The 21,923-nt window shown below is 57.6% G+C and carries 16 protein-coding genes and 1 other RNA gene; 10 read left to right on the top strand and 7 right to left on the bottom strand.

Annotated features, from left to right (window positions below):
• Positions 1-168: 168 nt before the first annotated feature.
• From WF513_RS03830 to WF513_RS03785, 10 genes are all read left to right on the top strand, one after another.
• On the top strand, positions 169-1,863 hold the full coding sequence (locus WF513_RS03830; RefSeq protein WP_339081612.1) for an L-lactate permease: 1,695 nt from the start codon (positions 169-171) through the stop codon (positions 1,861-1,863).
• 75 nt (positions 1,864-1,938) lie between these two features.
• Positions 1,939-3,084 (top strand): FMN-dependent L-lactate dehydrogenase LldD, encoded by a 1,146-nt coding sequence (gene lldD / locus WF513_RS03825; protein ID WP_339081610.1) that lies wholly within the window; start codon positions 1,939-1,941, stop codon positions 3,082-3,084.
• 68 nt (positions 3,085-3,152) lie between these two features.
• The gene (locus WF513_RS03820) at positions 3,153-5,960 is read left to right on the top strand and encodes an FAD-binding and (Fe-S)-binding domain-containing protein (protein WP_339081608.1); all 2,808 of its coding nucleotides are present in this window, start codon (positions 3,153-3,155) and stop codon (positions 5,958-5,960) included.
• Between the two features lie 80 nt (positions 5,961-6,040).
• The gene (locus WF513_RS03815; RefSeq protein ID WP_339081606.1) at positions 6,041-6,286 is read left to right on the top strand and encodes a hypothetical protein; all 246 of its coding nucleotides are present in this window, start codon (positions 6,041-6,043) and stop codon (positions 6,284-6,286) included.
• A 171-nt stretch (positions 6,287-6,457) separates the two neighbouring features.
• Positions 6,458-6,845, top strand: a transfer-messenger RNA (tmRNA) gene (ssrA, locus tag WF513_RS03810).
• Positions 6,846-7,011: 166 nt separating this feature from the next.
• Positions 7,012-8,250, top strand: a complete 1,239-nt coding sequence (locus WF513_RS03805) for a tyrosine-type recombinase/integrase (protein ID WP_339081604.1) — start codon at positions 7,012-7,014, stop codon at positions 8,248-8,250.
• Positions 8,251-8,346: 96 nt separating this feature from the next.
• Positions 8,347-9,108, top strand: coding sequence for a hypothetical protein (locus tag WF513_RS03800; protein WP_339081602.1), 762 nt, complete (start codon positions 8,347-8,349; stop codon positions 9,106-9,108).
• 74 nt (positions 9,109-9,182) lie between these two features.
• Entirely contained in the window at positions 9,183-9,407 is a 225-nt protein-coding gene (locus tag WF513_RS03795) for a transcriptional regulator (RefSeq protein ID WP_339081600.1), read from the top strand.
• Between the two features lie 26 nt (positions 9,408-9,433).
• Positions 9,434-10,297, top strand: coding sequence for a hypothetical protein (locus WF513_RS03790; protein ID WP_339081598.1), 864 nt, complete (start codon positions 9,434-9,436; stop codon positions 10,295-10,297).
• Positions 10,294-10,893: a hypothetical protein gene (locus WF513_RS03785; protein WP_339081596.1), complete on the top strand. Its 600-nt coding sequence runs from the start codon at positions 10,294-10,296 to the stop codon at positions 10,891-10,893. Before WF513_RS03790 ends, WF513_RS03785 begins: the two co-directional genes overlap by 4 nt.
• A gap of 135 nt (positions 10,894-11,028) precedes the next feature.
• Here WF513_RS03785 and WF513_RS03780 read toward each other — a convergent pair whose 3' ends face one another.
• The 7 genes from WF513_RS03780 to WF513_RS03750 all read right to left on the bottom strand — a co-directional run bounded on the left by WF513_RS03780 (position 11,029) and on the right by WF513_RS03750 (position 21,469).
• The gene (locus tag WF513_RS03780) at positions 11,029-11,940 is read right to left on the bottom strand and encodes a restriction endonuclease (RefSeq protein ID WP_339081594.1); all 912 of its coding nucleotides are present in this window, start codon (positions 11,938-11,940) and stop codon (positions 11,029-11,031) included.
• A gap of 102 nt (positions 11,941-12,042) precedes the next feature.
• Complete coding sequence (locus tag WF513_RS03775) at positions 12,043-15,243, bottom strand: DEAD/DEAH box helicase family protein (protein ID WP_339081592.1); 3,201 nt, start codon at positions 15,241-15,243, stop codon at positions 12,043-12,045.
• Entirely contained in the window at positions 15,244-16,281 is a 1,038-nt protein-coding gene (locus tag WF513_RS03770; protein ID WP_339081590.1) for a restriction endonuclease subunit S, read from the bottom strand.
• A gap of 2 nt (positions 16,282-16,283) precedes the next feature.
• Positions 16,284-17,312: an IS30 family transposase gene (locus WF513_RS03765; protein ID WP_339081588.1), complete on the bottom strand. Its 1,029-nt coding sequence runs from the start codon at positions 17,310-17,312 to the stop codon at positions 16,284-16,286.
• A gap of 37 nt (positions 17,313-17,349) precedes the next feature.
• Positions 17,350-17,739 (bottom strand): hypothetical protein, encoded by a 390-nt coding sequence (locus WF513_RS03760; protein WP_339081586.1) that lies wholly within the window; start codon positions 17,737-17,739, stop codon positions 17,350-17,352.
• A complete protein-coding gene (locus WF513_RS03755; RefSeq protein ID WP_339081584.1) occupies positions 17,736-19,712 on the bottom strand; it encodes a class I SAM-dependent DNA methyltransferase in 1,977 nt (658 codons plus the stop codon). The genes WF513_RS03760 and WF513_RS03755 overlap by 4 nt, the downstream gene beginning before the upstream one ends.
• 542 nt (positions 19,713-20,254) lie before the next feature.
• Entirely contained in the window at positions 20,255-21,469 is a 1,215-nt protein-coding gene (locus tag WF513_RS03750; protein WP_339081582.1) for an ATP-binding protein, read from the bottom strand.
• Positions 21,470-21,923: the final 454 nt, after the last annotated feature.

Genomic DNA, 21,923 nt, shown 5'->3' with positions numbered 1-21,923 from the left:
ACCACGCAGTCTTGTAAATTGGTATTACCAATTTATTGGCCAAAACAATTCTAAGAACTCATGAGGTCCTCCATGCCGACTCCAACTCCACTCCTCGCCGCAGCGTTGCATCCGCAGCTGTATTCGCACTCACCCATGCGCACTGCGCAGCGATAAGGAGCGACCGCTATGTCGACTGGTCTTCTTGCTCTACTGGCCTTCTCGCCTATTTTACTGGCCGCTATATTGTTAATTGGCCTGCGCTGGCCGGCCAAACATGCCATGCCTCTGGTGTACCTGCTTACCGCCGGCGTCGGCCTGTTCGCTTGGGACATGAGCGTTAACCGTGTTCTGGCCTCCACCGTGCAGGGCCTGCTGATTACTCTTGGCCTGCTGTGGATCATCTTCGGCGCAATTTTGCTGCTCAACACCCTCAAGCATTCCGGCGGCATTACCGCTATTCGCGCCGGCTTTGCCACCATCAGCCCGGATCGGCGCATTCAAGCAATCATCATTGCCTGGTTGTTCGGCTGCTTTATCGAAGGTGCATCCGGCTTCGGCACCCCCGCTGCAATTGCTGCCCCGCTGCTGGTGGCCATCGGCTTTCCGGCCATGGCGGCGGTGCTGATGGGCATGCTGGTGCAAAGCACACCGGTGTCGTTTGGTGCGGTGGGTACGCCGATTATCGTTGGGGTTAATACCGGCTTGGATTCGACCACTATCGGTGCGCAACTGCTTGAGCAGGGCTCGTCTTGGGCACAGTTTCTGCAGTTGATTACCAGTGAAGTGGCAATTATTCACGCCATTGTCGGCACCGTGATGCCGCTGGTGATGGTGCTGATGTTGACCCGCTTCTTCGGCACCGAGAAAAGCTGGAAAGCCGGTTTTGAAGTGCTGCCGTTCGCGATTTTCGCAGGCTTAGCCTTCACCATTCCCTACGCGCTGACCGGGGTGTTCCTCGGCCCTGAGTTTCCCTCACTGGGCGGCGGTTTGATTGGCCTGGCTATTGTTACCAGCGCCGCGCGCATGGGGTTTTTGCTGCCGAAAACCACCTGGGATTTTGCCCCAGCAGACAAATGGCCCGCCGAATGGCTGGGCACCGTGGAGATGAAACTCGACCAGCTAACGGCTAAGCCAATGAGCGCGCTGCGTGCCTGGCTGCCCTACGTGCTAGTGGGCGTATTACTGGTGATCAGCCGAATCTTCCCGGAGGTGAGCGCCGCGCTGAAGGCGGTGATGCTGAACTTCCCCGACCTGCTGGGTGAAGCCGGCGTTAGCGCTAACTTCCAGCCGCTGTACCTACCAGGCGGCATTCTGGTGGCCGTGGTCATCGCCACCTTCTTCCTGCATGGCATGAAGCTGCGTGAGCTGGGCTGCGCCGTCAAAGAGTCGTCCAGCGTGCTGCTTAGCGCCGGCTTCGTGCTGCTGTTTACCGTGCCAATGGTGCGCATTCTGATCAACTCCGGAGTCAACGCGGCTGAACTGTCGAGCATGCCTATCTTGATGGCGCGCTGGGTGGCCGATAGCGTGGGCGGTATCTATCCGCTGCTGGCACCCAGCGTGGGTGCGCTGGGCGCATTTATTGCCGGTTCGAACACCGTCAGCAACATGATGTTTAGCCAGTTCCAGTTTGGCGTGGCCAATAGCCTAGGCATCTCCAGTGCGCTAATCGTCGCAGTGCAAGCCATCGGTGCGGCGGCCGGTAACATGGTGGCGATCCACAACGTCGTCGCCGCCTCAGCGACCGTAGGCCTGCTGGGTCGTGAAGGCAGCATCCTGCGCAAAACGATCTGGCCTACCCTGTACTACGTGCTGTTTACCGGCCTGATAGCCCTGTTTGCTGTGTATGTGCTGGGCGTTAGCGACCCGCTGATGGCAGGCTGATAAGCGCTCGGGCGCGCAAGCCAAACTGCGTGCCCGAGCGTTGTAACAACCCTTCTTCTCCACCTGGGTGACTCCATGATCATTTCTGCCTCCACCGACTACCGCGCCGCCGCCCAACGCCGTCTGCCGCCGTTTCTATTTCATTACATCGATGGCGGCGCCTATGCCGAGCACACGCTTAAGCGCAACGTGTCCGATTTAGCGGATATCGCCCTGCGCCAGCGCGTGCTGCGCAACATGTCGCAACTAAGCCTGGAAACCCGGCTGTTCAATGAAACCCTGAGCATGCCGATAGCCCTGGCCCCAGTCGGACTGACGGGTATGTACGCCCGCCGCGGTGAGGTGCAAGCGGCTAAGGCCGCAGCGGCCAAGGGCATCCCCTTTACCCTGTCCACCGTGTCGGTGTGCCCGATTGAAGAAGTCGCGCCGACCATCGACCGGCCGATGTGGTTTCAGCTGTATGTGCTGAAAGACCGCGGCTTTATGAAAAACGCCCTAGAGCGCGCCAAAGCCGCTGGCATCACCACCTTGGTGTTCACCGTGGACATGCCGGTGCCCGGTGCGCGTTACCGCGACGCCCATTCCGGTATGAGCGGCCCGAATGCGCCACTGCGGCGCATGCTGCAAGCGGTGACCCACCCGCGCTGGGCTGTGGATGTCGGCCTACTGGGCAGACCCCATGACCTGGGCAATATTTCCACCTACCGGGGTAACCCAACCGGGCTGGCCGACTACATCGGCTGGCTGGGCAACAACTTCGACCCCTCGATCAGCTGGAAAGACTTGGAATGGATTCGTGAGTTCTGGGACGGCCCAATGGTCATCAAGGGCATCCTCGACCCGCAGGATGCCAAGGACGCCGTGAGCTTCGGCGCCGACGGCATCGTTGTCTCCAACCACGGTGGCCGCCAGCTTGATGGCGTCATGTCCAGTGCTCGCGCCCTGCCGGCGATTGCCGATGCTGTAAAGGGTGAGTTAGCGATTCTGGCTGACTCCGGCATCCGCACCGGTTTGGACGTGGTGCGCATGCTGGCTCTGGGGGCCGACACGGTGATGCTCGGCCGCGCCTATATCTACGCCTTGGCCGCTGCCGGCGAGGCCGGTGTGAGCAACCTGCTGGACCTGATTGAAAAAGAAATGCGCGTGGCCATGGTGCTGACCGGCGCTAAATCCATCAGCGAGATTAGCGCCGATTCGTTAGTGCGTGAGCTGGGCCGCTAAAGCCGTTATTCCCTCTCCCTGCGGGAGAGGAGAGACAACTCGCATGACCGCCGATAACCGGAGCCACCATGAGCCTGCCCATCGCCTTTCTCACCGCTGTCGAGCACTTGATCCCGCAGGATCGACGTTTTGACGACCCGCTGTCGACCTTGGCCTTCGGTACCGATGCCAGCTTTTACCGGCTGGTCCCCAAGCTGGTGGTGCGCGTCGAGGCGGAGCTGGAGGTGGTTGAGCTGCTCAAGCTCGCGGGTAACCACCAGGTACCCGTGACCTTCCGTGCCGCTGGCACCAGCCTCTCCGGCCAAGCCATTAGCGATTCAGTGCTGATCATGCTGGGCGATAACTGGAACGGCCGCGAAGTCCGTGACGAGGGCAGGCAAATCCGCCTACAACCAGGGGTGATCGGCGCTCAGGCGAACGCCGTACTGGCGCCCTTTCAGCGCAAAATCGGCCCCGACCCGGCCTCCATCAACGCCTGCAAGATCGGCGGCATCGTCGCCAACAACGCCAGTGGCATGTGCTGCGGTACGGCGCAAAACAGCTACCACACCTTGGCGGGTATTCGGCTGGTGTTGGCTGACGGCACGGTTTTAGATACTGAAGACCCACTCAGCAACACGCGCTTTAGCGCCAGCCATGCCGAGCTGCTGGCGCAACTGGGTGAGCTGGGCCGCAGCACCCGCGCCAACACTGAATTGGCCGCGAAAATCCGTCATAAATACCGACTAAAAAACACCACGGGTCTGTCGCTCAACGCCTTGGTCGACTTCGATCAGCCGCTGGACATCCTCAGCCACCTGCTGGTCGGCTCCGAAGGCACGCTGGGTTTTATCAGCGCCGTCACCTACAACACAGTGCCCGACCACCCGCACAAGGCCAGCGCCTTGCTGGTGTTCCCCGATGTAGAAAGCTGCTGCCGCGCGGTAACCGTGCTCAAACAACAGCCGGTGTCCGCCGTGGAACTGCTGGACCGCCGCAGCCTGCGCTCGGTGCAGGCCAAACCCGGCATGCCGGAATGGGTCAAGGGCTTGTCCAATAACGCCTGCGCCCTGCTGATTGAATCCCGCGCCGCCAGCCAAAGCCTGCTGCACGAACAACTCGCGCTGATCATGGCCGCCATCGCCGACTTCCCCTTGGATAAGCAGGTGGACTTCAGCGAAGACCCAGCCGTCTACAACCTGCTGTGGAAAATCCGCAAGGACACCTTCCCCGCCGTGGGAGCCGTGCGCCAAACCGGCACCACGGTGATTATCGAAGACGTGACCTTCCCCATCGAACAACTCGCCGAGGGCGTTAACCGCCTGCTCGCGCTATTCGACAGGCACGGCTATGAAGAGGCGATCATCTTCGGCCATGCACTGGAAGGTAACCTGCACTTCGTGTTTACCCAAGGCTTTGACAGTGAGGCAGAGAAAGCCCGCTACTCCGCCTTTATGGAAGACGTCACGCAGTTGGTGGCGGTGGAGTTTGGCGGCTCGCTAAAAGCCGAACACGGCACCGGCCGGAATATGGCGCCCTTCGTCGAGTTGGAATGGGGCCGCGAGGCCTATCAATTGATGTGGCAGATCAAACGCCTGCTCGACCCGCAAGGCATCCTCAATCCGGATGTGGTGCTGTCGGATGACCCACATCTGCACCTGAAAAATCTTAAACCGCTGCCCGCCGCCGATAAAATCATCGACAAGTGCATCGAGTGCGGCTTCTGCGAGCCGGTGTGCCCATCCAAAGGTCTGACCCTCAGCCCGCGCCAACGCATCGTGATCTGGCGCGATATCCAAGCGAAAAAACGCCACGGCATCGACACCCGTGAGTTGGAAGCGGCCTATCAATACCAAGGCATCGACACCTGCGCCGCTACGGGTCTTTGCGCCCAGCGCTGCCCGGTAGGCATCAATACCGGTGATCTGGTGCGCCAACTGCGCAGCCGGGACGCCAACAGCCCGCGCAGCGCCGACTGGCTGGCCAATAATTTCCACCGCGCCATGCAGGGCACACGGGTCATGCTGCATGTGGCTAACGGCGCGCGCATGGTCATGGGCGCGGCCCTGCTCAGCCGCACCTCGGCCGCCATTAGCAAAGCCAGTCACGGACGCGTGCCGCAATGGACGTCAGCCATGCCGCAACCCGTGCAGCGCTTGCAGCTGCCCGCAGTCATTGCCGATGCACGGCCGCGCGTGGTGTATTTAGCCGCCTGCGTATCACGCGCCATGGGGCCGGCGGCAAGTGATGCCGAACAAATACCATTGCTGGACAAGACCCGCGCACTGCTGGAGAAAGGCGGCTTCCAAGTGGTGTTCCCGGCTGACCTAGACACCCTCTGCTGCGGCCAACCGTTTGCTTCCAAGGGCTATAGCGAACAGGCCGAACGCAAAAAGCAGGAGCTGATCAATGCGTTGCTCAAAGCCAGCCGTGGCGGCCTCGATCCGATCTACTGCGACACCAGCCCCTGCACCCTGCGGCTGATTCAGGATGGATTAGACACGCGACTCAAGCTGCATGACCCGGTGAAATTTATCCGCGAGCACTTGCTCGAACGGCTTGATATCACCCCACAAGACAAACCGGTCGCCGTGCATGTCACCTGCAGCACGCAACACCTGGGCGAGGCGCAAGGGCTGATCGACATCGTGCGCCGCTGCACCACTGAAGTGGTCATCCCTGAAGGCATCCACTGCTGCGGCTTTGCCGGAGACAAGGGCTTTACCACCCCAGAATTGAACAGCCACGCCCTGCGCAGCCTGAAATCCGCCGTGCAGTACTGCGAGGAAGGCATCAGCACCAGCCGCACCTGCGAAATCGGCCTGAGCCAACATGGCGGCATCGATTATCACGGACTGGTCTATCTGCTAGACCGGGTCAGCAGCGCTATGGCCTAAGCATTAAACAGACCAATGGCTCAGTCGCTTAGGACGGGGCCTCTATACTCAAATCTCACTTGTATTACTGGAGATTAGCCATGCATCGTCTCGCTGCTTTTTTTGCCACCGCATTACTCAGCACCTCACTCTGGGCCATGCACTGCCCGGCAGATATGGCCAAGATTGATGAGCTGCTAAAAACCAACCCGCCAAGCGATGCCACAGTGCTGGCGCAAGTGCAACAGCTGCGCAGCGAAGGCGAAGCCCTGCACAAAACTGGCGATCATAGTCAGTCGGTCAAAGTACTCAGTGAGGCCATGCAATTATTAAGTGTCAGCCAATAGCTGCAAATTAATAGCCCATGCATCACGGAAACAGGGCTACTCGATGCGCTTGTGCTAAATCGTTTGCCTTGGTGAGACGAGCCCACTTTGAGCGTCAGCTTGGCAATTGCTGGGTCGACGCTATGGAACCTTTGGCGTAGACTCGCGTCTGAAACTAGCAACGACAGTTTTGGGGCCGATTAGGATTCGACGCCGGTAGCGAAACTCGAGGGGCATGCCGAGTTGGTAACAGAACTCGTAAATCCACTGTTGCAAAACTCTATAATTGCCAATGATGACAATTACGGTGCTCAACTAGCTGCGTAAGCAGCCTAGTCGCACTTCTGGTAGCTTCGGCTCCAGCAATCATTAGGGGATGTCTGTAAACCCGAAATGATTGTCATATAGAACAGAATCGTCGCCTAGTACGTTGTGGACGAAGCGCCTAAAACTTACACAACTCGCCCAAAGCACCCTGCCCGTCGGGCGGCTGCGGGTTAACTCAATAGACACGGCTAAGCATGTAGAACCAACAGCGGAGAACTGGCGGACGGGGGTTCAAATCCCCCCGGCTCCACCAAATGTAAGTTTCCACATGTTCCCACATGACTGGAAACACCCTTAGAAGCCCCGCCTGGTGCGGGGCTTCTTGTTTCTACACGTACCCACATGCATACCCATAGCATTGCCCTTCGTGTATCCCCCTGTGTATCCTTTATGAAAAGATGAACCAGAGGGATACAAGGATGAAGCGCGGCGAAATCAAGAAGCGCCCAATGGCGGACACCGTGCTGGCCAGCCTGGAGGCAGATGCCAAGGAATACCGCGAGCTTGATGGCGACGGTCTTTACCTTCGCGTTAAGCCAGACGGCTCGAAATCATGGCAACTGCGCTACAAAAAGCCGGATGGCCAATGGTCATGGCTAGGGCTCGGCGGCTATGGCAAGGGTGAACATCAGCTCACCGGTGAACAGGCCCGCAGAAAAGTCCGCGAGTTGCGCGATGCAACGACCAAAGACGGCAGCATGCTGGCCACCAAACAAGCCAAGAAGGCCGCTGAGGCCGAAGCGGCCAACAACACCTTCGAACACCTGGCGCGTGAGTGGTATGCCACCAAGCGCAAAACCTGGTCAGAAGGCACAGCCGTTCGCACCATCGGCGCGCTGGAAAAGCATGTATTTCCCGTATTCGGCAAGCGGCCCTACGCCGGCATTACGCCCATGGAGTGGATGAAGTTCCTGCGTGACATGGAACAGACCGGGATCGTTGAGCAAACCAGTCGCGTGCGCGGCATGTGCCGAGAAGTCTACGATCTAGCCCGCGTCACTGGCCGAGCGACTCACAACCCTCTCGAAGGGCTGCATAAATTCCTACTGACCAAACCAGTAGAAAACTTTGCCCATGTATCCCTAGAAGAAATGCCAGCGCTGCTTCGAGCAATCCGCGCTTATCCGCATGCGCCCGATGTACGTATCGGGTTACGTCTACTGACCATGCTTGCATGCCGGCCCTCGGAATTGCGCGAAGCCAGCTGGAAAGAGATCGACCTCGATACATGCCAATGGCTTATCCCCGCTGAGCGCATGAAGCGCCGCCGCGAACACCTAGTGCCGCTGCCTACTCAGGCAGTCGCACTCTTACGCGAGCTGCACAACATCACCGGTAGCTATCCTCTGCTTTTTCCTGGTCGTGGTAACACGACAAAAGCCCGGTCGAATACCGTCTTCCTTATGGCCCTGCGCCGCTTGGGTTACGAAGGCCGCCAAACCGGTCATGGCTTCCGTCATCTGGCCAGCACCATCCTCAACGAAAACGGCTTCGACTCGCAGCACGTCGAGGCCCAGCTCTCGCATGTCAAAGAAGGTGTCCGAGGTGTTTATGACAAGAGCACCTATCTGGAACAGCGCAAGGTGATGATGCAGTGGTATGCCGATCACTTGGACAAGCTAGCTAGTGGCAACGTGGTGGAGTTCAAGCGCGCTTAACAGTTCACCGACTGGTCTTGGGTCGGCCCTGAATGCGGATTTTCATCCTCCTGTTTACCTGCCCAATTAGAGCGGCCTGCCCGAGAGAACGAAGAAATGGATAAGTTTTTCAACTCCCTGGAGTACATAGATATCGATATGGCAGGCCAATGGTTGGGCCATCTGATCGAGTCCCCTTTTACGCTACCCAGCAGATACGTTATGGAGTTGTGCGAGCGTTATTCGACACCTGTTTACATCGACTGCTCTGCGCTTGAAGGCCTCATTGCGGCGAAAATTGGCAGTGGATTTGTTATGCAGCAAGTCATAGGCATAGAGCGTTGCCAAGTCGACTCTCCTGTCTGTGCTTACGAGGCCTTTGAACAAGACAATATCGGTGGGATCAACGTGACAGGAATGGCTGTTGCGCTTTCAGATCAGGAAGATTCAGAGCTATCGCACGTTTTCTCTTGGACGCTGACGAACCAAGAAAGCAGACCATTCCTTGTCAGGCCGAGCGATATAAAACGATTGGCATCGTTCCTCAAGCCTGATCAAGACGAGCAGGCAGCCCAAGGCCAAGCTCAGCCAGAAGAGATCTTGACGCCGGGAGGCTCGATCAACGATGAGCGCCTGAAACATATTCGTCGGTGGTTTGGAGAGCAGCAAGAATACAACGCGGCTCAGTTATCAAAGCCAACAAAGGGTCTGCCTGGAGCTAGAGATGCCTGCTGGCGATGGCTTATACAATCAGGATTGACGGCCCCAGGTGAACTTTTTGCTGGCGCATCACAGCAAAATAGCGCAAAGAGCAAAAAGCTCATCAATGCATGGAAAGCATTTCTCAAAGAAATGACCTCTACTAGACCCGGAAATTAGGTCTGGCGGTCTAGTAGACCTGGGTCTGGTCAGCCGTCCGAAACTGCGTCCCATACCTATATGGAGGCGCTCATATGCACCCAGCTCACCCCATCATCGACCAAGCATTAATTGCTCAGCCTGATGTTTACAAGGCCATAGGCCAGACTCGCTCAGGCTTGGACAAACTGCGCAAGAAAGATCCCACCTTTCCAAAACCCATCAAGTTCAGCGACAGCCGTCAGGCTGCGGCTTACTACGTCATCGCTGAACTGAACGCTTGGCTAGCTGCAAAGATCAAGGCGCGGGACGCGGAGTAATCCGCGCCCACGGCCAGAACACAATAATGCAAATGAGCGCCCTCCTAACGACCCTCATCAATCGCGGCGATGCAGTAAGCATTGAGCAGGGTCGACTTGTCATAAATCCAGCAAGTGGAAAAAGCGTGCCTGAGCATTGGCTGCAGGATCACTCACCGGTATTACTGCGTGAAATCCTGGCGGCCTTAGGCATCGAAGCATACGAATATGTCAGCTACACAACAGGCTGGTATGGCCGCAGCAAAGCAGCCGGCGTGACATTGCAACTCGCCTCAGTCGTGACAGGCATCAACACCTACACCATTTTCAACGCAGACTTGACCAGGGATCGCTCCACCAAAGCAGGGAGCAAAGGCAGCCCGCTGCCCAAAGGACACTTCCGCATAGGCAAGCGCAGTAACTTCTATCGCTTCTGGCATTCCACCCAATTACCCCTGCCCAAACGCCTGTCGTCACTGTACGACTACATGGGCAACCTGCGAGGCATCCTGTTCACCGCGAACAAAGCGCCAGGCCAAGAGAACCGGTTGGACGCGGGAACAATCGCCCCGTTATCGATCTCTGTCGTCGGTATACGCAAGGCCTTTCAGCCAGATAACAGCCGGACAGTTAGCGGACAAACCACGGACAACCGCCATACACGCATGCCGGACAAGGATTCACCTCAAGCCTATATAAAACCTGAGCTGCAGGAGAGTTCAGCTACGTGTTCCGCAAACTACGGTAAAGCGGTAATCAGTACACGCGATAACACGGCACTTACCTCCCCCACCTCTTTGCACAAAAGACCTGAAGAACAAACAACTGAAGAATGGCTTGCTGATTACTTTCAACCTGCAAGCAATGAGTTAAACCCTCCCGAACCACCACTGCTTGAGTGCCTGAAATGAAATTAGACCTGCGTGCCGAAAAAAAGCCCGACGAGAGCGACAAGCAGGCCATGGCCCGCGTCGTTACCTCGCCCGAATGCCTTAGCGCAACCGTACTAACCATCTGCCAGAACATTGATCACGCCCATGTTACTGAGATGGTCAGCGAGCTGTCGAAGCAATCTGCTGCCATTCACAATGGCGACCTGAAGCGCGCTGAAAGCATGCTGATTGCCCAGGCGCATACCCTCGACGGCTTATTCGCCAAGCTGGCCACTAAAGCGATGACTGACGGGCGCATAGACAAGCTAGAGCTCTACATGCGGCTGGCACTGAAAGCACAAAATCAAGCCCGCGCAACATTGCAGACACTGGTCGAACTCAAGACACCGAAGCAGTTTGCTTTCGTCAAACAGGCCAACATCGGCAATCAGGTTCAAGTCAACAACGGCACTGCAGCGAAACCCGCGCGCACGCGGAAAAACCCAAAGATGCAAAACGAACTATTGGAGGTGCAGCATGGCGAACGGTTGGACATCCGAGCGACGGGCTCGGCAGGCGGAGCTGATCCGGCTATGGCGACCGTGGGAGCAAAGCAGCGGGCCGACCAGCGCTGAAGGCAAGGCAGCCTCATCACACAACGCTTGGCGCGGTGGCGAAAGGCTTATGTTGCGCGACTTAGCAGCAGAACTACGAGAGCAGGATTGTGTACGCCGGGAGTTGATAAGCTCAGCCCTGCTGTTCGAGAGCCATCACTCTTCCGCGAAGTAATCACTGTCCAGTTGCTTCACCTCGTACACCTGCTTAACGCTCACGCCTAGGTTGTTCTCAACCATCAACCGGGCCAGCTCCACACCGTCGATCAGCACCACTTTGATATCCAGCCCCAGAGCTGCTTCACGGGCACCCACGGAGAACTCTGAGGTGGTGATAAACACACCTTTGCGTGCTCGCTGGCGGGTCAATGCACCGATGAACTTGTCGATCTCCGGACGATGCACCGTGTTGCTCCAGCGCTTGGCCTGCAGGTAGATCACGTCGAGGCCGAGCTTGTCCTCTTTGATGATGCCGTCGATGCCGCCATCGTTGGTGGCCTGGGTCGCCTTGCCGGCTTCCTTGCGAGAGCCGCCGTAGCCCATGGCAATCATCAGATCGACCACCAACTGCTCAAAGAAGCTCGGCGTGGCCGCCCGTACCTGCGCCAGCAGCTCGTCTGCAAGGGACTGCACCAGCGCCTGATGCGCCTCGGCCAACTGCTCGTCCGGGGTGGTTTCGGCAATCTCAACGTCCAGCACAGCGGGTGCGTCAGCTGCTTGCGGTTTGGCGGTATGGAAGTCAGCGAACTCGGGGAACTGCTTCAACCAACTCACCGTGATGCGCTCCGGACCATTGGCCAAGGCATTAAGGCCGCGTGGCGTGATCTGCACCATGCCCTTAGTGGGAATGCACAGCAGCCCGGCCTTGTTCAGGTAGGTACGTGCCCAGCCCACACGATTGTTGATTACCGTTTGATGGCCCGAGGGCAGGCGCTCCTTGCGCTCATCCTCGGTCAGCTGGAATTGATCGGCCACCCGCTCGCGCAACTCATTGAGTGGCAGCGGCACACCGTTCTGCACGGTGGCCAGCACCGGGCGCATTGCGCTTTGAAAATCCGGAATCGACATCCCTACTCCTTACCCGTGCTAGCAATCCAGTTGTAGCCCGGATGAAATCCGGGAAATCCACGCGCGATAAAACTGCCCCCGGAATACTTCCGGGCTACGCACTTAAACGCCGTGCACGCCGTTCTGATCAATCCCCGCCGCCGTCTTCAGCATCTTCAATATCACCAACGCAAACGCTCGGCTCTTCGTCTCGTTATCCAGCACTTCCAGCGACAGTTTCTCGTGGTCGGTCATGGCGTCGAGCACGGTGTCCAGTACGCGCTTGGGGAACAGGCCGTGCATCACTTGCTCCACCGAATGGTTATTTACCTGAGCCATCACATCCTCCTGACGGCTGATGCGCTGGGCGATGCCGGTGAGAAACTGCAGCTGGTCGTCATCACTCACCTCGGCCCCGAAGATATCGTTTAGCGCCTCGATGATTTCCGACAGGCGCTTCTTCTCCGGGTCATGCGGTTTACCGCTACCCACGTCGCTGCCAGGCTTGAGAGTGTATTCGCCGTCTTCCTCGCTCAAACGCAGTTGATGCTCGGCGCGCTTGCTCAGGCGGTAGTGGCTCAGTTGCAGCTCGCCCACGTCCACCTCGTCTTGTTGCAGGCGATCCACGCGCAGCAGTGGGTGCAGGTGCTTGGCGTACACGCACAGCTGCTCTAACTCGCGGTCCTCATACGGCACGATCTGCGAGAGGAATTCGTACAGGCGCACAAAGCTCTGCAGGTTCTTGCGGAATAGGTCGAGCTGGTCCACCTGTTCGCCGGCCTCTTTCAGCGCATGCTCGGCTTTTTTCAGACCGGCGCTGTCGCCATTGGCTTCGGCGGTGCGCTTGAAATCCAGCGCTTGCTGGCGCGACTCCACCGAGAAGGCATAACGCTTGGCAAAACGCTCCTTGGCTGGCGTGCAGTAATAACTGAGCTTGCTGGCCGCCGCCTTGGGGTCGAAGAAGGCCATGGCGAACGCCTCGACCTCCTGCCAGTGATAGATACCCTCGGCATCCAATGTCTTCTGCACGTCGTAGATGATCTGCGGGTCGGTTACATCGGTCAGTTCGGCCTTGGTGTAGTACGGCAAGAAGGCATCGAGAATGTCCTGCGGCTCATTGAAGAAGTCGAGGATGAAGGTTTCCTTGCTGTCACCGAAGGTGCGGTTCAGCCGTGACAGGGTTTGCACGCAGTCCACGCCTTGCAGCTTCTTGTCCACGTACATGGCGCACAGCTTGGGCTGATCGAAGCCAGTCTGGTATTTGTTGGCCGCGATCATCACGTTGAAGTCTTGGGTGTCGAACGCTTGCGCCAGGTCGCGACCATTCAGGCCGGCGTTGAGCAGGCTGCTGCTTTCCGTCACCTCTTCGGGGATCACCTCATCCGGCAACACGCTGCCGGAGAACGCCACCAGCGGGTGCACATCGCTGTAACCCATCTGCTGCACATAAGCCTTCACTGCCAACTGGTAGCGCACCGCCTCCTGACGGCTGCTGGTGACCACCATGGCCTTGGCCTGGCCATTGAGCAGCCCACGGATATTGGCGCGGAAGTGCTCGACGATTACCTCAACCTTCTGGCTGATGTTGTACGGGTGCAAACGCACCCAACGGGCCAGCTTGATGCGCGCCTTCTTGCTGTCCACCTCGTCGTCTTCGCCATCCGGGTGGGCGATCTTCCAGGCGGTGCTGTAGGTGGTGTAGTTGCGCAGTACGTCGAGGATAAAACCTTCTTCGATGGCTTGGCGCATGGAGTACAGGTGAAATGCCTCCGGCTTATTGCTGGCACTGGCCGGCAGCGTCGGGTCGGCCGGGCGACCGAACAGCTCCAGGGTCTTGGCCTTGGGCGTGGCGGTAAAGGCGTAGTAGCTGATGCGCTCATTCGGTTGGCGTGCCTGCACGGCGGCGTCGAGCAGCTCTTCGGCGCTGACTTCTTCAGCATCCAAGGCATCGCTGCCGAGAATCTGTTTCAGCTTGCTGGCCGATGAGCCGGTCTGCGAGGAATGCGCCTCGTCGGCGATTACTGCATAGCGCCCGCTGGCCAGCTTGGGGTACTTGTCTAGTGCATCGAACAGCGCAGGGAAGGTCTGGATGGTGACGATGATGATGCGCGTCTGCTCGGCCAGCGCCTCGGCCAGTTGCTCGGATTTGCTCTGACTGCTGGTTTCACGGTTGATCTGTTTGACCACGCCCTGGGCATGCTCGAACTGGTAGATGGTGTCCTGCAGCTGCTTATCCAAAACGGTGCGGTCGGTAATCACGATCACCGAGTTGAACAGGCGTTGGCCGGCCTCGTCGTACAGCGAGGCCAGTTGATGGGCGGTCCAGGCGATGGAGTTGGACTTGCCCGAGCCGGCGCTGTGCTGGATCAAATAGCGCTTGCCCGGGCCTTCGGCGCGGGTGGTGTTGATCAGTTGATTAACCACTTCCCACTGGTGGTAGCGCGGGAAGATCATCGTTTCCTTGGTCACCTGCGTGCCGTCGAAGCCTTCGCTGGTTTTCTTGTCCAGGTGCAGAAAGCGCCCCAGCACCTTGAGCCAGGCATCCGGCTGCAGCAGGCGTTGCCACAGGTAGCTGGTGGCGTAGTGGCTGTCGTCCTCCGGCATCGGGTTGCCCGCGCCACCTTCCGCGCTGCCGAGGTTGAACGGCAGGAAGAAGGTGTCCTTGCCCGCCAGCCTGGTGGTCATCGCCACCTCGTTCTGGCCCACGGCAAAGTGCACCAGCGCGCCGCGCTTGAAGGTCAGCAGTGGCTCGGGTTTGCGCGTCAGCGGGTCTTTTACCGGGCGGTCGTAACGGTACTGGCGCTTGGCGTTTTCCACCGACTGCTTGAACTCGCTTTTCAGCTCCAGCGTGGCGGTGGGTATACCGTTAACGAATAGCACCAAGTCCAGCCGTGGGTTGTAGCTCTGCCCATCGCTGCCTGCTTCACGCGCATGCGGCGAGTAGGACACCTCCGGCACCACGCGCAGGCGATTGCACTGGTAGCGCTTAAGGGTATCCGGGTTCATGCCGTGGTCGGGCTGGAAGCTGCACAGCTCAACCTTTACCGCTGGCAGCTTGAAGCCGTGGCGCAGCACATCGAGGGTGCCGCTCTGCTCCAGCTCGCGCACCAGCTTCTGTACCAGCACATCATCCGGGTTATTCGGGTTGGCCTTGGCGAACTTGTCCCAACGCTCCGGCCAGGCATCCTTGAAGTAGCCCAGCACATCCTCGGTATACAGCGCCGTGCGCCGGTCATAGCCGCTGGCGGTGCCGACCAGCCAGCCTTGGGCGGCCAGGGCGTCGATAATATCCTGCTGGAATTGCGCTTCCTTGCTGTCCGCCATTTATACGGCCTCTGCTTCTAATACGGGGGCTTGCACGCTGGCCGGTGGCTGCCAGCCGCGCACGTCGATTTTGCCGGTGACGGCGGCGGATATTAGGGCGGATCGGCGTTCTTGGAGCAGCCTGACGCTTTCATTTGCATCGTTGGTTAAAGCACCAAATTTACGGATTACATCGTCGAGAAAGGCTGCAATCAGCCCTTGCTCTGTAATCGGAGGAACAGGAATGAATAGATTGGCCATCGTCTCGGAGTAGATAACCTCAATCGTTGTTGAATTGCTCATCAATGAAAGCTGCGTTTTCAGCAGGTGGCTTTCTTGAATTAGCCGACAAAGGTATGACGAAGTAATCTTCGATTTTTCTACCTGAACCCGGAGTAAGCAAGGATGGAGAATTCCGACTTCGGCGTTATCTGGCAAAATGGCGGCTCGTCCAATCGTCCCTCTGGTTGTCACTAATACATCACCAGGGAATGCAGTAAACCCTCTTAGCTCCGCGAACTTTTCCTCCGAAATAAAATTATCCCCAGCACTGAAGTCAGCATCTATCACACTGCGCTGGTTAAAAACCTTATAAGGCCCTTCCTTCATATCTTCCGATTTCAGGTGACTTCCAAATGGCCCTGTTTTGATAGCGCCGGGCACAGGAGAAATGAAGTGTTTTAATGCGCCTATTTGCCAATGCGCCGGCACCTCGCCTAGCCACTCCACGCCGGAGTCTTTCATCGGCACCGTGGGGTCGAGGCCTTTGGTGACAGCGTGGGAAATCACGGCCTGGCGCTTTTCCTTGAGCAGTTCGATCAGGCGCTGCTGCTCTTCGATCAGCGCGTCGATGCGGGCGGTTTCGTGGTCGAGGAAGCGGGCGATTTGGGTTTGCTCAAGTGCAGACGGAAAAGCGCCTTGAAACTTCAAAATATCAGTTGGGTTAACTCGTTGATGGCTACGAGTAGCTGATTCAACCAATGATTCAAGTCGCTTCCTGAAGTTTTCAGACCCAACAAGATAATAAAGCCAGGCGGTTGCAGGAGCTGAGTGCAACACGGTTAATGAATTGAAGTCGGAGCATCATGCCGCATTGTCATGGCTGCTTGCATCACCTCGCCCATAACTTCGATGGGGCACTTGAAGTCGAAGCGCTTACGCGGCCGCATGTTCAGTTGCAGAGCGATGGCATCCAACTCTGCCTGGCTGTGTACCGACAGGTCTGTGCCTTTGGGCAGGTACTGGCGGATCAGGCCATTGATGTTTTCGTTGCTACCTCGCTGCCAAGGGCTATGAGGGTCACAGAAGAAGATCGCTACACCCGTTTTCTGGGTGATCTCAGCGTGCCGCGCCATCTCCCGTCCTTGGTCGTAGGTCATGCTCTTGCGCATCGCAAACGGCATGCCATTGAGCGCTGCACTGAAGCCCTCTATCGCCGAGGTCGCCGTCGCGTCGTTCATCTTCACCAGCATCAAGTAACCACTGGTGCGCTCCACCAACGTGCCTACAGATGAGGCGTTGGCTTTACCCTTGATCAAGTCGCCTTCCCAATGCCCCGGCATAAGCCGGTCTTCGATTTCAGGGGGGCGCACGTGAATGCTGACCATTTCAGGGATCTGGCCGCGCCGATCCACGCCGCCAGAGCGCGGTCTGCGCGTCGTCTTGCTTTGGCGCAAGCAGATGATCAACTCCTTACGCAGCTCGCCGACCGGCAGGGCATAAATCGCGTTATAGATCGTCTCGCGACAGACGTAGGCCTCTCTGAGGCTGGGAATATTCATGCTGCGCAGCTTGCCGGCAATCTGCTCGGGAGACAAACGCTCACGCAGCATATGGGTCACCAACGCGAAGCGCTCGCTACCCGGCAACAGCTTTCGCATCGGTCGACACACCTGCCGGCGGGCTTGCATCTGCTGTTGTGCCACCCGGGCCGAGTAGCCGCCACAGGCACCTTGATTACGCCGCAACTCCCGGCTGATGGTCGAAGGGGATCGAGTGATCAAGCAGGCAATCTCGCGCAGGCTGAAGCCCTGGGCACGACCGATTTGAATGGTGGCGCGCTCTTCAACGCTGAGTTCGGTATAAGACATAGGGGCAGCACCGTACCGGAAAGGTCAGGTGTTGCACTCAGATTTTGCGGCCGCCCCACTTATGGTTAAGAATGTCTGACTGCAGGGGAACAAATTCGCCTGAACAAACAGTAAGGGCATCATGCGGTTGAGCCAAGCAAACTGTGTTTTTTCTCGGATTAAGCTTGGATATCAAAACTTGCTTGCGCTCAACTAAAAGCTTTGAGCTATCGATCTCACTTCCATCTTCAAGCTGCCCATCGCCGGATGCCTGAACAACGGGTATTGAATAGTGAAAGACCTCTTTATCGTTCAAGCTTTCAGCGCTCACAACCTTTGATATTGAACTGATATATGCATCCCCACGTAAGAGAGTCCATTGCTCAGGAACATCACCAAACCACTCTACGCCCGAGTCCTTGTATTTCGGATAGCAAGGGAGCGTCATGCTGACAGCCCCTCGATCATCTGCTTGATGCGGTCGGTGCAGGCTTTCAGGTCGCTGTCGATCTCGACCAGCGGGCGAGGTGGCTGGAACACATAGAAGTGGCGGTTAAAGGGAATCTCGAAGCCGACGATGCCGACCTCGCCGTCCAGCGCGTCGGTTTTGCTTTCGTCGATCCAGGCATCCGGTACATGGGGGATGACTTCGCGCTGGAAGTAGTCGTGCACCGACTCGCCCAGCGGCACGTTCTCATTATCGCGCAGGCCGGCGTCTGCTTCCGGCTGGCCCTTGCTCATGCAGATATCCGCCTCGGGGTCGCGCTCGCTAAAGGCGCTCATCAAAGCTTTTAGCTCCGGTGTGCTGAGGCTGACGCCGTGGGCGGTGAGAGCTTTTTTTAGCAGCTTGCTGAACTGCTCGCGGTTGCGGTGCAACACACTGGCGTCCATGGCTTGCAGTGCGGCCAGTAGCTGCTGCTGAGCGGCGCTGTCGAGCTTTTGCAGGGCTTTTTCTTCCAGCACTTTAGCGAGGCGCTCGGCGCTGGCTTGGAAGTTCAGGCGTAGCGGGCGTTCGACGGTGATGCGCCGATAGCCGAAGGCGTCGATGGGGAAGATTTTGCTCTGTGCGGTTTGCTCGAAGCTGCCATAGAGGCGCACCAGCTCGCTGATTTGATCCTCGGTGATGTACTGGCGCTTGCTGCCCAGCGACTTGCGCATTTTGGCGTAGTGCTGGCTGCCGTCGATCAACTGCACCTTGCCCTGGCGCGCAGCGGCCTTGTGGTTGCTGAGTATCCACACATAGGTGGCGATGCCGGTGTTGTAGAACATGTCGGTGGGCAGCGCGACGATGGCTTCGACCAGATCGTTCTGCAGCAGGTAGCGGCGAATCTCCGACTCACCCGAACCCGCGCCGCCGGTAAACAGCGGCGAGCCGTTGAGGATGATGCCGATGCGCGAGCCGCCGTCGCGCGGGTCACGCATCTTGCTGACCAGGTGCAGGAGGAACAGCAGCGAACCGTCGGAGACGCGCGGTAGGCCGGGGCCGAAGCGACCGTCGAAGCCCTTGTGGCTGTGCTCGTCGGTGATCTGCTTTTGCACCTTCTTCCATTCCACGCCGAACGGCGGGTTGCTGAGCATAAAGTCGAAGCGCTTGTCGGCCAGCTGGTCATTGGACAGGGTGTTGCCGAGCTTGATGCTGGCCACGTCCTGGCCCTTGATCAGCATGTCCGCCTTGCAGATGGCGTAGGACTCGGGGTTGAGCTCCTGGCCGTGCAGCGACACGCTGACCTTTGTGCTGATGGACTGGATGTACTCATCACCCTCGGACAGAAAGCCGCCGGTGCCGGCGGTTGGGTCATAGATGGTGACGATGCTGTTGGGCGCGAGCTTGTGGTCCTGATCGGTGATCACCAGCGAGGTGGTGAGGTGCACGATATCGCGCGGGGTGAAGTGCTCCCCGGCGGTTTCGTTGGAGCTTTCCGCGAACTTGCGGATCAGCTCTTCGAAGATGATGCCCATGCCGAAGTTGCTGATGAACTCGGGGCTCAGATCAGTGGCGGCGAAACGCTGCACCACCTGATACAGCAGGTTGGCGGTTTCTAGCTGCTGAACGAAATCCTCAAAGTGGAAGTGCTCAAAGATCTCGCGGGCATCCTTGCTGAATGCCTGCACGTAGCTCATTAGGTCGGCGGCGGTCTGGGTGTCCGACAGCGTGCCAAGGGTCAGCGGCGAGGCGTTGAAGAACTGCTGATCAGCAGCGCGCAACAGAAACATCTCGCGCACGGTATCGGGGCGGCCTTCCTGCGCAAAGGTCTGCTTGACCACCTCATCCTTGGTCGGCGCGAGCACGCACTCCATCCGGCGCAACAGGGTAAACGGCAGAATGATGCGGCCGTACTGGGACTGCTTGAAGTCCCCGCGCAACAGATCGGCAATCGACCAAAGAAAGGCGGCCGTCTGGGAATGGTTTTCCGTGTTCACGCGATAGCTCCTGGGTGTTCAAACAAAAACACGTAGTTTAACGCGCCGAACGGTATTCGATCAGATCAATGTGGCCGTATGCACCCACATGCCCCTAACGCCTAGCGAATGGCTGGTACGCAGTGGAGTGGTACGCAGCTTGGTACGCACGGTATGAGCAGGTTAGTGGGCCGTGGTTAGCGTGATAGTTAGCGCGGAACCACGAGGTTTTCTAGGCGGAGGTTAACAAACAAGGTTACGGAGAAATGTTGGTGCACGATCAAGGTTGCCCTCCCGCTCAGAAAAGCGCGACGGCGGTTCAGATGCTCGATTACCCTCCATTCCCAGCCTGGTTTCCAAGCTGGTTTCCATGGAAATGCTAGTTTTGTGGTGGCCGCGTAATTGCCGGCTGAATGGCATCGCAGCTGGCCATTACTCTCATCAGACGTGATGAGAATCGTCAAGGAGAAGATAGCGTAGAGCGGCAATTGCGGGCATTCGCTTGCGCGCAAAACGCCATGCCTGGCCCACAAATAAATAGGGCTCCATTCGGAGCCCCTGGGTCAACTGGATGTAGCGCTCGGTGGTGCTGGCCGCCAATCCTCGCCAGGCATGATCCTGTACATGTATTGATCGAACATGGGAACGGTGAACGCTGTGTCGCCGTGTGTAGGGCTCCAGATCATTCCCTTGTTGATAAGTGAGCCACGAATTGGCCCGAGCGACTGAACTGTGCGATGCAAACTAGCCGCGATATCGCCAGAACGATGCGGCCCTTCACCAAGAGATGCCATCGCCCGCAGATACTGTTTTTCAGCAACAGTCATGCGATCAAAACGCACCCGGAAAAAGCTTTCGTCCAAAGAAGCTGTCGCGATTGCTGTGGCTGTTTGGACATCCTCTAAGGTTATCTCATCATTCTCTGCGACATCCCACGTACAGCTTCCCCATGCCTGGATAAAGTAGGGGTAACCGCGCGTAACGTTGACAATCATGTCAGCTGCATTCGTATCGACTCGAACACCTTCGTCAGTGGCGGGCTTTACGAATGCTAGGCGTGCCTCGTCAGGTGATAATGGCCCGATGTCCGGGTAGTCAAATAAGCGCTCTGCGTAAGACTTGGCATTCCCAGCCCTGCCCCGAAGTTGAGGCAGCCCAGCCCCAACCAATGTCACTGGCAAGGACAGCTGAGACACCCGGTGCAGGGAAGTAATCAGTGCGGCTAACTGACTCTCGTCAACGTACTGAAGCTCATCCACGAACATGACTACCGCTGTACCCGCTGCTTTCGCTGCCTTTCCAACCTGCACAAGTAGATCGCTCAGATCCCCCTCGAGATCACCGTTGTCTGCTAAACCTGCTTCTGGCGCATAGTCGAGACCTACCTCGATGTCGCCAAATTTGACCTTTAGTCCGCTGACAAAACCCGCCAGTGCTCGCAGCCCACGAACAGATAAGTCCTTGGCCGCGTCTACAGTACTAAGGGACAGCAATGCCCTGCGCAGCGACGGCGCTAGCAGAGCAGGTAGCGAGCGAGACTCCGTAGCCTCGACGTATACACACTCGATCTTGGCCGCTTGAGCATCAAGCATGATCTGGTTAAGCAGCACGGTTTTGCCAACACCGCGCAGGCCAACGAGGATCACACTCTTCGCAGGACGACCGATACGGATACGCTCGATAGCAATGCGGACGCGCTCACGCAACTGGTCGCGGCCAGCCAATTCAGGTGGCCGGGTGCCTGCACCAGGCGAGTAGGGATTTCGAACGGCGTCCATAGTGCCTCCGGGTATACGAAAGTTAAAGGGTTTATGTTAATTGCATAAACTAAATAATTTCAATACATATTCACTATGTAGCGACCTTCCTATTGGAGCATAGGGTTGTTCTGATAGCTCACAATCGATGCGGGGCTAGTAATCTGCTGGGGCTAAGGCGCTGAGGGCTGTTGCTGAGCGGGTTCCCGCCTACCAAGCATGGTCCCCATGGGTATTAACCTGTTTGAGCCAGAACTAGAAACAATGGCGGACTGGTTTACAGCAAAAAGTCGATGCCGATGCCGAGTTTGAGCTGCTTACCTATACGAAAAACACGACGGCGGTTCAGGTGCTCGAATTCGTTATTGTTTTCTCGTTGGTTACCCCACGCTGGTATCCATGGAAATGCGGTGGCTCAGTACCAGCGGAAGTAGCAGAAAAGGCCCCAGCAGCCAGAGAAATGTATCCCCTCATG

The sequence above is a fragment of the Pseudomonas sp. TMP9 genome (assembly GCF_037943105.1).
GTDB lineage: Bacteria > Pseudomonadota > Gammaproteobacteria > Pseudomonadales > Pseudomonadaceae > Aquipseudomonas.
This window is presented reverse-complemented; position numbering and strand designations above follow the sequence as displayed.

What these genes read in the sequence shown, in the direction of transcription:
- WF513_RS03830 (WP_339081612.1), top strand. Translation starts at nt 169, where the DNA reads ATGTCGACTGGTCTTCTTGCTCTACTGGCCTTCTCGCCTATTTTACTG.
- lldD (WP_339081610.1), top strand. Translation starts at nt 1,939, where the DNA reads ATGATCATTTCTGCCTCCACCGACTACCGCGCCGCCGCCCAACGCCGT.
- WF513_RS03820 (WP_339081608.1), top strand. Translation starts at nt 3,153, where the DNA reads ATGAGCCTGCCCATCGCCTTTCTCACCGCTGTCGAGCACTTGATCCCG.
- WF513_RS03815 (WP_339081606.1), top strand. Translation starts at nt 6,041, where the DNA reads ATGCATCGTCTCGCTGCTTTTTTTGCCACCGCATTACTCAGCACCTCA.
- WF513_RS03805 (WP_339081604.1), top strand. Translation starts at nt 7,012, where the DNA reads ATGAAGCGCGGCGAAATCAAGAAGCGCCCAATGGCGGACACCGTGCTG.
- WF513_RS03800 (WP_339081602.1), top strand. Translation starts at nt 8,347, where the DNA reads ATGGATAAGTTTTTCAACTCCCTGGAGTACATAGATATCGATATGGCA.
- WF513_RS03795 (WP_339081600.1), top strand. Translation starts at nt 9,183, where the DNA reads ATGCACCCAGCTCACCCCATCATCGACCAAGCATTAATTGCTCAGCCT.
- WF513_RS03790 (WP_339081598.1), top strand. Translation starts at nt 9,434, where the DNA reads ATGCAAATGAGCGCCCTCCTAACGACCCTCATCAATCGCGGCGATGCA.
- WF513_RS03785 (WP_339081596.1), top strand. Translation starts at nt 10,294, where the DNA reads ATGAAATTAGACCTGCGTGCCGAAAAAAAGCCCGACGAGAGCGACAAG.
- WF513_RS03780 (WP_339081594.1), bottom strand. Translation starts at nt 11,940, where the DNA reads ATGTCGATTCCGGATTTTCAAAGCGCAATGCGCCCGGTGCTGGCCACC.
- WF513_RS03775 (WP_339081592.1), bottom strand. Translation starts at nt 15,243, where the DNA reads ATGGCGGACAGCAAGGAAGCGCAATTCCAGCAGGATATTATCGACGCC.
- WF513_RS03765 (WP_339081588.1), bottom strand. Translation starts at nt 17,312, where the DNA reads ATGTCTTATACCGAACTCAGCGTTGAAGAGCGCGCCACCATTCAAATC.
- WF513_RS03760 (WP_339081586.1), bottom strand. Translation starts at nt 17,739, where the DNA reads ATGACGCTCCCTTGCTATCCGAAATACAAGGACTCGGGCGTAGAGTGG.
- WF513_RS03750 (WP_339081582.1), bottom strand. Translation starts at nt 21,469, where the DNA reads ATGGACGCCGTTCGAAATCCCTACTCGCCTGGTGCAGGCACCCGGCCA.